The following is a 15,466-nucleotide window of genomic DNA, read 5'->3' as shown; positions in this document are numbered from 1 at the left end:
ATTCTCATTATGAGTAGAACCGAGGTTGCCCGTGAGGCACTCACGTACCGCTCCTGCACTGGCAGGACTGGCCGCCGCGGCGGTGCTGCTGTCCGGCTGCGCCGCTGCAGGGGGAGAGACCGAAGGCGACGGCAAGCTGAGCGTGGTCGCTTCCACCAATGTCTACGGCGGCGTGGCCCAAACCATCGGCGGCGAGCACGTCGACGTCACATCGATCATCGACCGGATGGCGCAGGACCCGCACTCCTATGAAGCGACGGCGCGGGACAAGCTGGCGATCTCCCAGGCCGACCTGCTGCTGGAAAACGGCGGGGGCTACGACACCTTCATGCACACACTGGCGGACGAGACCGGCGTCGACCACAACTACGTCATCACCGCGGTGGAGCTGTCGCCGCTGTCCGGAGCAAAGGGCGCCGAAGCAGGGCATGCCCACGGAGACGACGCCGGCGCGGAACGCACTGACGGCGGCGACGCGGAGAGCGCGGACGGCAGCCACGCGGACGGCGCTGACGCGGGGCACGCGGAGGACGGCAGCCACGCGGGCCACAGCCACGGCGGCTTCAATGAACACGTTTGGTACGACCTGCCCACCATGGCCGCCATCGCGGAGACCATCGCCGAGAAGCTCTCGGCGTTGGACCCGGAGCAGGCCGAAACCTTCCGGGCCAACGCCGAGCAGTTCCGTACCGGGATCGAGGGCCTCCAAAGCGACATGGATGAACTGGCTGCCACGGCGGGCGGGGAAGCCGTAGCGGCCACAGATCCGGTGCCGCTGCACCTTTTCGATGCGCTGGGACTGGAGAACAAGACCCCGGCCGGCTTCATGGAGGCGGCCGAGGAAGGCAGCGATGCCGCCCCGGCAGCGCTGAGGGAAGCCGAGGAACTGATTACCGGCGGGGCGGTACGGTTCGTCGCCTACAACGAACAGACCGAAGGCCCGCAGACACAGCGCCTGCGCCAACTGGCGGAAAAGGCGGGCATCGACGTCCTCAACTTCACCGAGACCCTGCCCGCAGACCAGGACTACCTGGCCTGGATGGCGGAGAACCTGGAATCGGTGGACCAGGCGCTGCGCGGGTGACCGGCCAGGCCGCCGGGATGTGGTTAACTGAGGCGGTCCAAGCCGGACGCCTCAATTGCCCCCGCGTCCCTCTCGCGCGATGCGCAGCACGAAAGCTTCAAGGAACACTGCCATGACCCCCGCCGTCCGCTTGCAGGGTGCCTCGCTGTCCTTCGGCCAGCGCGTGCTGTGGCATGACCTCGACCTGACCATCAACCCGGGGGAGTTCTTCGCGGTGCTGGGCCCCAACGGCTCCGGCAAGACCAGCTTCCTGCGCGTATTGCTGGGCCTGCAGCCGCTGAGCCATGGCATGGCCGAGGTCAACGGGCGGCCGCTGGAACGCGGCAGTCGGGACATCGGCTACATCCCCCAACAAAAGACCTTCGCGCCGGAGACTCCGCTGCGGGCCCGCGACCTGGTGGGCCTGGGCCTGGACGGCCACCGGTGGGGCATACGGCTGAACGGCCGCAAGCATCGCCGGCGGGTGGACGAACTGCTGCAGATGGTGGGCGCCTCCGGTTACGCGGAAGCCCCGGTAGGGCAGCTGTCCGGCGGCGAGCAACAGCGGCTGCGCGCGGCCCAGGCGCTGGCCTCCGATCCCCGGGTGCTGCTCTGCGACGAGCCCTTGCTCTCGCTGGATTTGCACCACCAGCAGGCCGTGAGTTCCATGATCAACAGGCAGTGTCATGAAAGGAACAGCGCGGTCGTCTTCGTCACGCACGAAATCAACCCGATCATCGACTATGTGGACCGGGTGCTCTATCTGGCCGGCGGCCAGTTCCGCGTCGGCACGCCGGAAGAAGTGATGACCACCGAGGTGCTGTCGCACATGTACAACAGCCACGTCGAAGTAATCCACAACCAGGGCCGGATCATCGTGGTGGGCCTTCCCGACGCCACCACCCACCGCCACGGCGAGGTGGTGTAGGCATGGATCCATCGGAGCTGCTGAATGCGGTCTTCAACTTCAACGACTACGGCGACCTGCTGCCGCTGGTGCGCAACTCGCTGATTGCCGGCGCCGTCCTGGGCCTGGTCGGCGGCCTGATCGGCGTGTTCGTGATGATGCGGGACCTCGCCTTTGCCGTGCACGGCATCGCCGAGCTGTCCTTCGCCGGGGCGGCATTCGCACTGCTGATCGGCGCCAATGTGGTGTTCGGTTCGCTGGTGGGATCGGTGATCGCGGCCGTGGTCCTGGGCATGCTGGGCATGCGGGCACGGGACCGGAATTCGATCACAGGCGTGATCATGTCCTTCGGGCTGGGCTTGGGGATCCTGTTCCTCTCGCTCTATGAGGGCCGCTCGGCGAACAAGTTCGGCCTGCTGACCGGGCAGATCGTGTCCGTGGACACGGTGCAGCTGAACCTTCTGACCGGGGGTTCAGCCGTGGTCGTGCTGGGGCTTTTGGCCATCTGGCGTCCGCTGACCTTCGCCAGCGCCGACCCGGACCTGGCCGAGGCCCGCGGGGTGCCGGTGGGCGCCCTGGCGATCGTGTTCATGTTCCTGCTGGGACTGGCCGTGGCGCTGTCCATCCAGGTGGTCGGTGCCCTGCTGGTGCTGTCCCTGGTCATCACGCCGGCGGCCGCGGCGCTCCGGGTGAGCAGTTCGCCGCGCGTGGTCGTGCTGTTGAGCGTGTTGTTCGCGGTAACCGCTGTGGTTGGCGGGATCCTGCTGGCCCTGGGCGGCAGCCTGCCGATCAGCCCCTACGTCACGACGATCTCGTTCCTGATCTACGTGGTCTGCCGGATGGCTGGGGCGCGGCGGCAACGGCGCGGCAAGGTGGGGCGGCGCGACGTCGCCGCGGTAAGGGTTACCGCCGGCTAAGCACCGCCGGGGGCAGCGCTGCATTCCGGGCACAGCCCGTACATTTCCACGGTGTGGGCAACCTGGGTGAAGCCGTGCTCCGCCGCCATCCTGGCCGCCCATTGCTCCACCGCCGGAGCTTCAATTTCGACGGTCTTGCCGCAGGTCCGGCAGAGCAAGTGGTGATGGTGGTGCTCGACGGCGCAGCGCCGGTACACGGCCTCGCCCTCGCCGCTGCGCATCACGTCCACTTGCCCGTCGTCGGCCATGGCCTGCAAAATCCGATATGTAGTGGCCAGCGAGACCGAATCGCCGCGGTCCTGCAGCAGGCGGTGCAGTTCCTGCGTGCTGACGAAGTCCTCCAGGCTGTCCAAGGCGGCGGCCACGGCCACGCGCTGGCGGGTCACCCGCTGTTCCGAACCGCGGCGCTGCGCCTGCGGTTTCGCTGAAGGAACGGACATGTCCGCTTCGGCTCCTCGCTGTTGATACCGGCACCCGTAGGCTGCATCCCAGCCTACCAGCAGGCCTGATTGACGAGGCAGGCCGGACCGCCGGGACGCTGGCCGCCGCGCGCGGCTAGGGTGTGTTTCATGAAGCTGACAAAATTCACCCACGCGTGCGTCCGGCTTGAGCAGGACGGCCACGTCCTGGTGATCGACCCCGGCAACTTCTCCGAAGTGGAGCAGGCCCTCGAAGGGGCTACTGCCGTCCTGGTGACCCACGGGCATGCGGACCACATCGACCAGGACCGGGTCCCGGGCCTGCTGGCAGCGGCGGACGACATGCAGTTGTATGCCCCGGCCTCCGTGGCCGCTGACCTCCGGGCGCTCGCACCGGGAGCATCGGGGCGGATCCATGCCGCCGAACCGGAGACGGAGTTCGAGGTGCCCGGGTTTCGCATCCGCACCTTCGGCGGCCAGCACGCCCTGATTCATCCACACATCCCGGTGGTCGCCAACATCGGCTACGTCATTAATGACAGCCTGTACCATCCGGGCGACTCCTTCATCGTCCCGCACGGGCTGGACGTCAAAACCGTCCTGGTGCCCGTGCACGCGCCCTGGTCGAAGACCGGCGAGGTGATCGACTTCGTGACCGCGATGCGGGCCGAGCGTGCCTACCCAATCCACGACGCCGGGCTGAGCGACCGCGGCCTGCCGTTGGTGGAGAAGCACGTGGAGCGGATCGGCGGCCACTACGGCACCAGTTACCGGCACCTGTCGCCGGGGGACAGCGTGGAGCTGGCCTGACCGTCGGTTAAAGCCTGGCCGGCAGCTTGGCCCAATACCTGCTGCTGTGATGGACTGTCGGGACACCGGCGGGCAACGACGCCCGCCAGCAGTCAGGAGGAGATCTCATGAGGACTCTGATGGACGTGCAGACACTGCGTGAACGGATGATCTCCGGACAGCGCACCGTACTGCTCGATGTGCGCTGGAAGCTCGGCGACGACGCCGGCCACAGCCACTACCGCCAGGCCCACATTCCCGGTGCCGTCTATGTTGACCTGCCCTCGCAGTTGGCGTCGGCGCCCACGCCGGTTGGCGGGCGTCATCCGCTGCCGGAGCCGGAGGCCCTCCGCGAGGCGGCACGCGATTGGGGCATCAACAACGACGACGTCGTCGTGGCGTACGACGACAATGGCGGCATGGCCGCGGCCCGCGTATGGTGGCTGCTGCGCGACGGCGGCTTCGACTCCGTCTACCTGCTCGACGGTGGGCTCGCCGCCTGGCGCGGCGAAGGGTATGAAGTGGACAGCGGCGACGAGCTGGCCTGCCTGGGCAACGTCGAACTGGGCAGCGGCAGGATGCCCAGGCTTGAGCTGGACGACGTGCTGGATTTCGCGGGCACCTCGCTGCTGCTTGATGCCCGCGCAGCCGAGCGTTACCGCGGCGAGCTGGAGCCGGTGGACCCCCGCGCCGGCCACATTCCCGGCGCCGTCAGCGCACCGACCACGGCAAATCTGGCCCCGGACGGGCGCTTCCTGGCGCCCGCGGAACTCGCGGCACGGTTCAGGAAACTGGGGGCGGAAGGACGGAAGGTGGCCGTCTATTGCGGCTCCGGCATCACCGCCGCCCACCAGGTCGCGGCGTTGGCCGAGGCTGGCATCGACGCGGCCCTTTTCCCGGGCTCCTGGTCGCAGTGGTGCGGACATCCGGAGCTGCCGGTAGCGACCGGGAGCGCGCCGTAATCGGCCGCCGGATCGGCCGCGGCCCGGCGCCGTGCACCACCGCACCCGAAGCGTCACACTCGGTGTGCCGTGGTGGCATGGCGAAGCAGCAAACGGTAGCGTCAGGCCCATGACACTTGGCCGTCCGGCACCGCCGCCGCTGGGGAAACCGCTTTCACCCGAGCAGGAGCAGCAGGCCCTCGCGGCAGCAGACCTGCAGACACCGAGGAGCAGCATGAGGACGGTGGCGGCCTATGGAGTGACGGCGCCGGGTTCCGGAATGGTCGCGCTGCAGATTGAACGCCGCGCCGCGGGACCGCACGACGTGGAGATCGCCATCGCCTTCTGCGGCCTCTGCCACTCGGATGTCCACACGGTCCGCGGCGAGTGGCGCGAGATCGAATACCCGCTGGTGCCCGGCCACGAGATCGTTGGGCGGGTCACGGCCATCGGCCAGGACGTCACCCTGCATGCCGTCGGCGACCTGGTGGGTGTGGGCTGCATGGTGGATTCCTGCCGCGACTGCTCCGCCTGCGGGGAAGGACTTGAACAGTACTGCGACAAGGGCGCGGTGGGCACCTACGGCGCCCGCGACCGGCGCCACGGCGGCGAGGTGACGCAGGGCGGGTACGCGACGTCCGTCGTCGTCGATGAAAACTTCGTGCTGCGCGTGCCCCCGGAACTCGACCCCGCCGCCGCAGCCCCCCTGCTGTGCGCCGGCATCACCACGTACTCACCCATGCGCTACTTCGGCGTCGAAGCCGGCGACTCAGTCGGCGTGGTGGGCCTTGGCGGGCTGGGGCACATGGCGGTCAAACTGGCGAAGGCCATGGGGGCGTCGGTGACCGTCTTCACCAGCTCGGCGGACAAGGCCGACTCGGCCCGCGCGCTCGGTGCCGACCACGTGGTGGTGACCGGCGACGCCGAGGCGCTCGCGGCAGCCCGGCGCAGCGTTGACTTGGTCATCGACACGGTGGCCGCGGCCCACGACCTTGCCCCGTACCTGCGGGCCATCCGCCGCGACGGTGCGCTGATCCAACTGGGCGTGCCGCCCGAGCCGATGCCGCCGGTGCCGGTCAACCTGCTGATGCGCGAGCGCGTTGCCTACGGCGCCTCGAAGATCGGCGGTATAGCCGAGACCCAGGAGATGCTGGACTTTTGTGCCGAACACGGGATCACGGCCGACATCGAACTGGTGGGCGCGCCGGACCTCGACCAAGCCTATGACCGCATGGTGGCCGGCGACGTTGCCTACCGGTTTGTCCTGGACATCGCCTCGCTGAACCGCTGAATGATGCGCTGACCGTGATGGATGGACGGGCCGGGCCGTGACTGCACCCAGGCGCCGGGCCGACTCGAACCTGACCGACTCCCACTGACCCCGAGTAACCCAACCGACAAGGATTGCGTACATGAGCACCATTTTCACCAAGATCATCGACGGCGAGATCCCCGGCCGCTTCGTCTGGAAGGACGACGACGTGGTGGCGTTCCTGAGCATCGGCCCGCTCGCGGACGGGCACACGTTGGTGGTGCCGCGGCAGGAAGTCGATCGCTGGACCGACGCCCCGGCCGACCTGCTGCAGAAACTCACCGCGGTCGCCCAGGCCATCGGCAAGGCCCAGGTGGATGCCTTCGGCGCCGCCCGAGCCGGCCTGATCATCGCGGGGTTTGAGGTAAACCACCTGCACCTGCACGTCTGGCCCTCCAACTCGGAGGCCGAGTTCGACTTCAAGCGGGCCCAGCAAAACCCGGACCCGGACGTGATGGAGGCATCAGCCAAACGCATCCGGGCGGCGCTGCGCGAGGCCGGCCACGGGGACGTCGTCCCCGCCGACTGACGCGGAATCGCCGTTTCCTGCCGCGTGGGCGAACCGGCGCGGGGCGGGGGACCGCGGCGCCGCAGGGCGGGAACCTGCGCGCGGTGGGAGTGGCAAACCTGCGGCGCGCATTGGCCCGCAGCCGCGCGCGCGACGCGGGTGGCAACCCTGGGCCGGACCAGTGTCAGTTCCCGAGGCCTGTCGTCGAGGTCCACCCCTGGCTTCGAGGACAGGGTCAATAACTCCTGTCTTGGCAGCCAGACCCTGTCCTGGTGCCGAGGTCAGGGTCAGTAGGGGATGACTTGGCAGCCAGACCCTGTCCTGGTGTCGGGGTCAGGGCCAGCGGGGGATGACTTTGGCAGCCGGCTCCTGTCCTCGCCGCGGTGGCACGGACGGTGCCGGTGCCGCGCGTCAGTCGGCGAGGGCCTCGTTCAGCGCAGTTCGGACGCGCTTCTCGGACACCGAATACGCGGTGCCGAGTTCCTGCGCGAAGAAGCTGATCCGCAGTTCCTCCAGCATCCAGCGAACCCTGTCCAGCCCGGAGCCGTCCAGGTTGCCGGGTTTCAGCGCCGCCCGCGCGTCGTCGTACTCGTCTTCGAGCCGCTGCACCACTGCCATGTGCTGCACGTCCCGTCCCACGGCGGTCGGCAGTTTTTGCAGCCGGCGCTCGATCCCCTCCAGATAGCGCGGCAGCTGGCTGAGCTGCGCATAGCCCGTGGCCGCCACGAATCCGGGGAAGACCAGCTGCTCCAGTTGGCTTTTGATGTCGGAGAGCGGGCTGATCAGGGCCAGGCTGGCGTTGGACTTCAGCTCCTTCTGGATCCGCCGGGTGCTGGAGAGGATCTTCTCCACGATGGCGGTCACGGTGAAGACGGTGTCGATCAGTTCCGCGCGGACCTGCTCGTACAGTGCGTCGAATCCGGCCCGGGTGAACGGCAGGTCGGCCGGCACCAGCTTGTCCACCGCGGCCTGCGTGCAGTCGTCGATCAGCGACGCCACCGAACCGTGCGGGTTCTGCGTGAACGTCAGCTTCTCCGTATTGTTCAGGTGGTCCAGCACGTACCGCTGCGGCGAGGGCACCCGCAGCACCAGCAGCCGGATGATGCCCGAGCGCATGGCCGCCTGCTGGCCGGCCGGTGTCTGGTAGACGCGGACACCGGCGGTGCTGCCTTCGTCCACCAGGGCCGGATACCCGGTCACGGTGTGCCCGGCCACCTCGCGCCTGACCTCGCGGGGGAGGTCGCCGTCCGGCCAAGCGGTTAGGCCGCTGCGTTCCTGCAGGCCCGGGGCGGCCTGTCCGGAAGTGCCCGACGCCGGTGTCCCGGCAGCGGGTGCCGCACCGGTGCCGGCCGCGCGGGCGCCGGCGCCCTGGCCGCCGCCGCGCTTCTTGCCGGGGGCGCCGCGGCCCTGACCCGGCGACGGCTGGGCGGTCTTGGGCGTCGCGCCCAGCGACTCGGCGATGGCCCGCCGGTTGGCCGGCGCAAGTTCCTGCTGCAGCCTGGCCAGGTCCTTGGCCTCGTCCAGCACCTTGCCGTTGCCGTCGAGCACGCGGAACGTCATGCGCAGGTGCGGCGGCACTGTGTCCCAGTTCCAGGAGCCGGGCGGGATGATGTGCCCCTTCAGCCGGCGCAGCACCAGCTCCAGCGAGGGCTCCAGTTCATCTTCGGCCGGATCGAAGTCCGCCGCCAGGGCCGCCGCGGCGCTCCGGGCAACGTCGGGGGCCGGAACGAAGTTCTTGCGGATCTGTTTGGGCAGCGACTTGATCAGTGCGGTCACCAGCTCCACCCGAAGGCCCGGGATCTGCCAGCGGAAGGGGGCTGCGTCCAGCTGGTTGAGGAACAGCACCGGCACGTGCACCGTCACGCCGTCGGACGAATCCGGGGTTGCCCCCGGTGCCACCGGCGAGAATTCGTAGCTCAACGGGAGTTCGAAGGTCCCCTGTTGCCAGGTCTTCGGGAACGCCGAGGTGTCCAGTTCCTCGGCGTCGGCGGCCAGCACGGCGTCCGGATCGAAATCCAGCAGCGCGGGATTTTCCGCCCGGGCGTCCTTCCACCACTTGTCGAAGTGGCGTTCGGAGACCACCTCGGGGCCGATCCGTTCGTCGTAGAACTCGAACAGCGTTTCGTCGTCCACGCGCAGGTCGCGGCGGCGCATCCGGGTCTCCAGTTCCTCGACCTCGGCCAGCAGCTTGCGGTTGCGGTGGAAGAACTTGTGGTGCGTGCGCCAGTCGCCCTCCACCAGGGCATGGCGGATGAACAACTCGCGGCTGAGTTCCCGGTCAATCCTGCCATACTGGATCCGGCGCTGCGGGACGATCGGCACCCCGTACAGGGTGACCTTCTCGTAGGCCATCACGGAGCCCATCTTCTTGGACCAGTGCGGCTCCGAATACGTGCGCTTGCACAGCTGCGGTGCAATTTCTTCGGCCCAGGAGGGATCGAATCTAGCCGCCACCCTGGCCCACAGCCTGGAGGTTTCCACCAGCTCGGCGGCCATCACCCAGTCCGGCGACTTCTTGAACAGCGCCGAGCCGGGGAAGATGGCGAACCGGGTGCCGCGCGCGCCGGCGTATTCGCGCTTGCGCTCCTCGTACACGCCGATGTGGCTGAGCAGGCCGGCGAGCAGGGACTTGTGGATGTCGTCGTGCCTGCCCACGGGGTCAACGTCCCGCCCCGACTCCAAGGAGATGCCCAGCGGCTTGGCCAACTGGCGCAGCTGCGCGAACAGGTCCTGCCACTCCCGGACCCGCAGGTAGTTAATGAACTCGGTGCGGCACAGTTTGCGGAACTGGGTGGAGGAGAGCTCCTGCTGCCGCTCCTGCAGATACCGCCACAGGTTCAGGATGCCGGTGAAGTCGGACTTCTCGTCCACGAAGCGCTTGTGCTTCTCGTTGGCCTGCTGCTGCTTGGCCGCGTTGTCGCCATGGGAACGTTCCCGCGGGTCCTGGATGGTCAGCGCCGCCGCCAGGACCATCACCTCGCGCACGCAACCGCGCTGGCCCGCTTCCACGATCATGCGGCCCAGCCGCGGGTCCACCGGCAGTTGCGCCAATTTGCGTCCGACGGCGGTGAGCCCCGCCTTGGCCGCGGGGGCTCCCTTGGCGCCGGGCTCGGGCAAGGCGCCGAGTTCGCGCAGGAGGGTGACGCCGTCGTTGATCGCGCGGGACTCGGGCGGCTCCACGAACGGGAACGCTTCGATGTCCTTGGGGCCGCGGGCCACGCCCATGGCGGTCATCTGCAGGATGACCGCGGCCAGGTTCGTGCGCAGGATCTCGGGGTCGGTGAACTCGGGCCGGGACTCGTAGTCCTCTTCGGAGTAGAGCCGGATGGCGATGCCGTCGCTCACGCGGCCGCAGCGGCCCGAGCGCTGGTTGGCCGAGGCCTGGGAGATGCGCTCGATCGGCAGCCGCTGGACCTTGGTCCGGTGCGAGTAGCGGGAGATGCGCGCCGTGCCGGTGTCGATCACGTACTTGATGCCCGGAACGGTCAGCGACGTCTCGGCCACGTTGGTGGCCAGCACGATTCTGCGCTGGCCGCCCGGGGAGAAGACACGATGCTGCTCCGCCAGCGACAGCCGGGCGTACAGGGGCAGGATCACGGTGCCGGCCAGCCTGCGGTTGGTCTTGATCCTGGCCGCGAGGGCATCGGCGGCATCGCGGATCTCGCGCTCGCCGGAGAAGAAGACCAGGATGTCGCCCGGGGCCTCCAGGGACAGCTCGTCCACCGCGTCACAGACGGCGTCGAGCGGGTCGCGGTCTTCTTCGAGTTCGTCCACGTCCGGGTTGTCGGGGTCGGTGGCCGCCGGCTGGTTCAACGGGCGGTAGCGGATTTCCACCGGGTAGGTCCGGCCGGAAACCTCGATCACCGGCGCCGGTTCGTCGCCGCTGCCGAAGTGCCGGGCAAAGCGGTCCGGATCGATCGTCGCGGAGGTGATGATGACCTTCAGGTCCGGACGCTTGGGCAGGATTTGCCTCAGATAGCCCAGGATGAAGTCGATGTTGAGGCTGCGTTCGTGGGCCTCGTCGATGATGATCGTGCTGTACTTCTTCAGGAGTTTGTCGTGCTGGATCTCGGCCAGCAGGATGCCGTCCGTCATCAGCTTGATCCGGGTATCCCGGCCGACTTCGCCGGTGAAGCGGACCTGGAAGCCGACCTCCTGGCCGATCTTCACGTCCAGTTCCTCGGCGATGCGTTCGGCCACCGTCCGGGCCGCCAGCCGCCGGGGCTGGGTGTGGCCGATCAGCCCCTTCTCGCCCAGGCCGAGCTCCAGGCACATCTTCGGGATCTGCGTTGTCTTGCCGGAGCCGGTTTCGCCGGCGATGACGGTCACCTGGTTCGCGGCGATGGCCGCCATGATGTCCTCGCGCCGCTCTGAAACCGGCAGGGCCGCGGGGTACGTGATGTTCACAGCCATGATTGACCTCAGTCTAGTCGCTGGACCGGCCGCCCCGGACCGGCCGCAGGAGCAGCCCGGGGAGGCGCGTGCCCGTGGACGAAAATAACTATCCGGCGACAACCGGAGGCAATTTGTCCTGTGGACGAGACATATCTCATATGGTTGTCCTGACCCCGCGGTTCTGATTAGACAATGTGACTCGGTTCACAGGTAAGATCTTCAGGACGCTCCCGCAGGGTTGCCTGCCATAACCGCCGGCGCCGATGACGACGCCGCGTGTGGCGGACCGCTTCAGCCGCGCCGGGGAGGGGCGGCAAGGCGGAAAAGTGCCGGACTATCCGGCACGTGATGGACATTCGAAAGGAACATTGTGAAGAAACGTTCGACCATGTTCGGCCTGGGGTCTGGCCTGCTGGCCACCGCCCTGCTTGTTTCCGCGTGCGGCAATGCGGGATCGACCGAGGGCAATGCCGCCGAAGGCAGCACCGAATCGGTGGAAATCGGCATCAGCCAGATTGTCTCGCACCCGTCCCTGGACGCGGCCCGCGAGGGGTTCAAGAAGGCGCTGGCCGACAACGGCTACGTCGAGGGCGAGACCGTGACCTACGACGAGCAGAACGCGCAGGGCGACCAGGGCACCGCCACCTCCATCGCCGGCAAGTTCGCCAGCGACCAGAAGGACCTCATCCTGGCCATCGCGACACCCACCGCCCAGGCGGCCGTGCAGGCCATCGTCGACACCCCGATCCTGTTCACCGCAGTCACCGATCCGGAGTCCGCTTCGTTGGTGGAAAGCATGGACGCTCCGGGATCGAACGTCAGCGGTACCTCGGACCGCAACCCGGTCGAAGAGCAGTTGGCCCTGGTCAAGGAGCTGAACCCGGACGCGAAGTCCGTGGGCATCGTCTACTCCTCGGGCGAGGTCAACTCCACCGTCCAGGTGGAATGGGCCAAGGAAGCGGCCAAGGAACTGGGCCTGGAGATCAAGGAAGCGGCAATCTCCAACTCCGGTGAAGTCCAGCAGGCCGCCGAGTCCCTCGACGTCGACGCGTTCTACGTACCGACCGACAACAACGTGGTGTCCGCCCTGGAGTCCCTGATCCAGGTGGCAGAGTCCAAGAAGATCCTGACGATTGCCGCCGAGGGCGACTCGGTGAAGCGCGGCACGGTGGCCACCTACGGCATCAACTACGAAAAGCTGGGTTACCAGACCGGCGAGATGGCAGTGAAGATCCTCAAGGGCGAGGCAGAACCGGCATCCATGCCGGTGCAGACACAGTCCGAGCTGGAACTTTACGTCAACCCGGCTGCCGCCAAGCGCATGGGTGTGACCCTGCCGGACGGCTACGCCGACACGGCTGACCACGTCTTCGAGTAAGCCCGAACCTCCAGCTCGAGCCGAAGAAGTCCGCAGTCCATCCGGCGGCCGGCCAGCCCGGCCGCCGGATCGACGCCACGAGAGAACCAAGGTCCTTTACCTATGATTACCGCGGTTGAGCTTGGGCTGATCTACGCGATCATGGCCCTGGGGGTCTACCTGACCTTCCGCATCCTCGATTTTCCCGACCTGACGGTCGACGGCAGTTTCACCACCGGCGCCGGAGTCGCCGCCATCAGCATCATCAACGGGATGCCGCCGGTCACGGCCACCATCCTGGCTTTCATCGCCGGCATGGCTGCCGGCACCGTCACCGGCCTGCTGCACACCAAGGGCAAGATCAACGGTCTGCTGGCCGGCATCCTGACGATGATCGCCCTCTACTCCATCAACCTGCGCATCATGGGCCGGGCCAACCTGCCGCTGTTGCGCGAAGATACCCTGATCACCCCGCTGCGCGAGTCGGGCATGCTCGGCGGCATCGGCGCCATCGCCATCTTCCTGCTGGTCGCACTGGTGGTGAAGGTGATCATGGACTGGTTCCTGCACACCGACATCGGACTGGCCATGCAGGCGACCGGCGACAACGAACAAATGATCCGCAGCTTCGGCGTCAGCACGGACAACCAGAAGATCCTTGGCCTGGCCTTGTCCAACGGGCTCGTGGCGGTCTGCGGCGCGTTCATCGCCCAGTACCAGGGCTTCGCCGACATCGGCATGGGCATCGGCCTGATCCTGGCCGGCCTGGCTTCGGTGATCATCGGCCAGGCGATCTTCGGAACCCGCCTGATCTGGATCGCCACCTTGGCCGTGGTGCTCGGTTCCGTGCTGTACCGCGTGGTCATCCAGTTGGCCCTCCAGGCCGGCCTGCAGCCGAACGACATGAAGCTGGTCTCGGCGGTGCTGGTGGTCATCGCGCTGGTGCTGCCCCAGTGGAAGGTCTTTCGCCGTGTCGGCGGGCTCGGAAAAATGAAGAAGTCCCTGACGGGAGCGAAGGGCTGACATGCTGGATATCAAGAACGTTCACAAGACCTTCTTCGCGGGCACCGTCAACGAGCGCGTTGCCCTGCAGGAGATCAACCTGTCCCTGGCCGCGGGCGAATTCGTCACGGTGATCGGCAGCAACGGCGCCGGCAAATCGACCATCCTCAACATCACCTCCGGAAAGCTGCGCCCGGACGTCGGCACGGTGAGCATCGACGGCAAGGACGTCACCAGGCTGGCCGACCACCAGCGGGCCCGCTTCGTGGGCCGCGTCTTCCAGGACCCGATGGCGGGAACGTCACCGGAGATGACCATCGAACAGAACCTGGCCATCGCCTACGAACGCGGCAAGCGCCGCGGCCTGCGCCCCGGCGTGACCCGCAAGAAGCGCGAATTCTTCAAGGAAGAACTGCGTTCGCTGGAGCTCGGGCTGGAGAACCGGCTCAAGGCCAAGGTGGGCCTGCTCTCGGGCGGCCAGCGGCAGGCACTGTCGCTGCTGATGGCCACGTTCAGCAGCCCGAAAATTCTGCTGCTGGATGAGCACACCGCGGCCCTCGATCCGCAGCGTGCGGAGCTGGTCAGCCGCCTGACCGCGGAAGTGGTCGACCGGCACCGCCTGACCACGCTGATGGTGACCCACAACATGGAGCAGGCGCTGCGGCTGGGCACCCGGCTGATCATGATGCACGAGGGCCGGATCATCCTGGATCTGGACCAGGAGCAGAAGCAGAAGGCCACCGTGCCGGACTTGCTGCATGAGTTCGAGAAGATCAAGGGCGTGGTCGACGACCGCACCATGCTCCAGTAGCGTCCGCGCGCCCGGGGGCATGAACCGGGTTTAACGTACGACGGCGGCTGTCCCACCTATGCGGTAGGGGCGGCCGCCGTTCCCGTGCCGGCGGCAGCAGCCAGCCGGCCCGCGAGCTCCGCGGCGCGCTCCCGGAATTCCGCCGGCTCCAGGATTTCGAACGTAAAGCCGGTGGCGGCCAGCTCCACCAGTGGGTAGTCCAGTGAATCGTAACCCGCCCGCAGCAGGGTGGCGCCGCCGTCGTCGGACAGGACGGCGATATTCGGCGGGATCCTCTCCGCGACCGCCTGCAGCGGAGCGTCGATCCGTACCACCACGTCGAACCTGTACGGGGACCTGGTGATCGATTGCTGGACGTAGGCGGCCAGATCCGGCTGCGGCAACTGCCGCGGGGCGAAGCGTTCACGGGCCGTGGGAACCGATTCGAACCGGTCCACCCGGAAGGTGCGCCAGTCCTGCCGGCCCGTATCGTAGGCCACCAGATACCAACGGCGGCCGGTGTCCACCAGCCGGTACGGTTCGGCCAAGCGGCGGCCGGACTCGCCGTCTGCCTTGGCGTAGCGGAAGCCGATCACGCGCCGTTCGGCAATGGCGGTGGAGATCGCGGTCAGCACCTCGGGATCCACGGCGGCGGTGGGGCCGGCCAGGGTGACCACAGCGTTCTTCAGGGTGGAAAACTTGGGGCGGAGCCGCGCCGGCAGCACCTGCTCCAGCTTGGTCAGCGCCCGGAGGGAGGCCTCGCCGACGCCGGCCACCGGGCTGGCGGTCACCGCCCCGAGGCCGAGCGCGACGGCGAGGGCTTCGTCGTCGTCCAGCAGCAGCGGCGGAAGCTGCGCGCCCGCGCCCAGCTGGTAGCCGCCGGCGACGCCGGGGGACGCATTGATGGGATAACCGAGGTTGCGCAGCTTGCCGATGTCGCGGCGCACCGTGCGTTCGGTGACGCTCATCCGCTCGGCCAGGGCGGAGCCGGTCCACTCCCGGCGCATCTGGAGCAGGGAGAGCAGCTGCAACAGCCGCGCGGACGTTTCGAGCATGGCCCACCTGT

At 67.8% G+C, this 15,466-nt stretch carries 13 protein-coding genes; 10 read left to right on the top strand and 3 right to left on the bottom strand.

All coding sequences use genetic code 11. The features are described from left to right. The first annotated feature begins 31 nt into the window (after positions 1–31). The 3 genes from AC5RV3_RS07390 to AC5RV3_RS07380 all read left to right on the top strand — a co-directional run bounded on the left by AC5RV3_RS07390 (position 32) and on the right by AC5RV3_RS07380 (position 2,887). Complete coding sequence (locus AC5RV3_RS07390; protein WP_494121564.1) at positions 32–1,084, top strand: metal ABC transporter solute-binding protein, Zn/Mn family; 1,053 nt, start codon at positions 32–34, stop codon at positions 1,082–1,084. Between the two features lie 112 nt (positions 1,085–1,196). After that, positions 1,197–1,991, top strand: a complete 795-nt coding sequence (locus AC5RV3_RS07385; RefSeq protein ID WP_494121563.1) for a metal ABC transporter ATP-binding protein — start codon at positions 1,197–1,199, stop codon at positions 1,989–1,991. Between the two features lie 2 nt (positions 1,992–1,993). Next, positions 1,994–2,887: a metal ABC transporter permease gene (locus AC5RV3_RS07380; protein WP_494121562.1), complete on the top strand. Its 894-nt coding sequence runs from the start codon at positions 1,994–1,996 to the stop codon at positions 2,885–2,887. Here the strand turns inward: AC5RV3_RS07380 and AC5RV3_RS07375 are convergent. Further along, on the bottom strand, positions 2,884–3,327 hold the full coding sequence (locus tag AC5RV3_RS07375) for a Fur family transcriptional regulator (RefSeq protein WP_494121561.1): 444 nt from the start codon (positions 3,325–3,327) through the stop codon (positions 2,884–2,886). The two genes, AC5RV3_RS07380 and AC5RV3_RS07375, sit on opposite strands and share 4 nt — an antisense overlap. A gap of 129 nt (positions 3,328–3,456) precedes the next feature. Between AC5RV3_RS07375 and AC5RV3_RS07370 the strand changes: the two genes are divergently transcribed. The 4 genes from AC5RV3_RS07370 (at position 3,457) to AC5RV3_RS07355 (ending at position 6,877) form a co-directional block, all read left to right on the top strand. Continuing rightward, positions 3,457–4,116 carry an MBL fold metallo-hydrolase gene (locus AC5RV3_RS07370; RefSeq protein ID WP_494121560.1) on the top strand — a complete coding sequence of 220 codons (660 nt, stop codon included), beginning with the start codon at positions 3,457–3,459 and terminating at the stop codon, positions 4,114–4,116. 107 nt (positions 4,117–4,223) lie between these two features. After that, the gene (locus tag AC5RV3_RS07365; RefSeq protein ID WP_494121559.1) at positions 4,224–5,057 is read left to right on the top strand and encodes a sulfurtransferase; all 834 of its coding nucleotides are present in this window, start codon (positions 4,224–4,226) and stop codon (positions 5,055–5,057) included. A gap of 109 nt (positions 5,058–5,166) precedes the next feature. Next, positions 5,167–6,327 (top strand): NAD(P)-dependent alcohol dehydrogenase, encoded by a 1,161-nt coding sequence (locus AC5RV3_RS07360; RefSeq protein ID WP_494121558.1) that lies wholly within the window; start codon positions 5,167–5,169, stop codon positions 6,325–6,327. Positions 6,328–6,448: 121 nt separating this feature from the next. Next, a complete protein-coding gene (locus AC5RV3_RS07355; RefSeq protein ID WP_494113633.1) occupies positions 6,449–6,877 on the top strand; it encodes an HIT family protein in 429 nt (142 codons plus the stop codon). 390 nt (positions 6,878–7,267) lie between these two features. Here AC5RV3_RS07355 and hrpA read toward each other — a convergent pair whose 3' ends face one another. Beyond that, complete coding sequence (gene hrpA / locus AC5RV3_RS07350) at positions 7,268–11,269, bottom strand: ATP-dependent RNA helicase HrpA (protein ID WP_494121557.1); 4,002 nt, start codon at positions 11,267–11,269, stop codon at positions 7,268–7,270. A gap of 370 nt (positions 11,270–11,639) precedes the next feature. Here hrpA and AC5RV3_RS07345 point away from each other — a divergent pair, with 370 nt between their 5' ends. The 3 genes from AC5RV3_RS07345 to AC5RV3_RS07335 all read left to right on the top strand — a co-directional run bounded on the left by AC5RV3_RS07345 (position 11,640) and on the right by AC5RV3_RS07335 (position 14,421). After that, complete coding sequence (locus tag AC5RV3_RS07345; RefSeq protein ID WP_494121927.1) at positions 11,640–12,629, top strand: ABC transporter substrate-binding protein; 990 nt, start codon at positions 11,640–11,642, stop codon at positions 12,627–12,629. 102 nt (positions 12,630–12,731) lie between these two features. Further along, a complete protein-coding gene (locus tag AC5RV3_RS07340; protein ID WP_494113415.1) occupies positions 12,732–13,631 on the top strand; it encodes an ABC transporter permease in 900 nt (299 codons plus the stop codon). A 1-nt stretch (position 13,632) separates the two neighbouring features. Then, positions 13,633–14,421: an ABC transporter ATP-binding protein gene (locus tag AC5RV3_RS07335; protein ID WP_493989231.1), complete on the top strand. Its 789-nt coding sequence runs from the start codon at positions 13,633–13,635 to the stop codon at positions 14,419–14,421. A 56-nt stretch (positions 14,422–14,477) separates the two neighbouring features. Here the strand turns inward: AC5RV3_RS07335 and AC5RV3_RS07330 are convergent, their stop codons facing one another. Further along, entirely contained in the window at positions 14,478–15,455 is a 978-nt protein-coding gene (locus AC5RV3_RS07330; protein WP_494121556.1) for a helix-turn-helix transcriptional regulator, read from the bottom strand. Between the last annotated feature and the right edge of the window lie 11 nt (positions 15,456–15,466).

The sequence above is a fragment of the Arthrobacter sp. Y3221114 genome, assembly GCF_059092625.1.
Note: the sequence above shows the minus strand (reverse complement) of the source record. Positions and strands in the feature narration are given on the sequence as shown.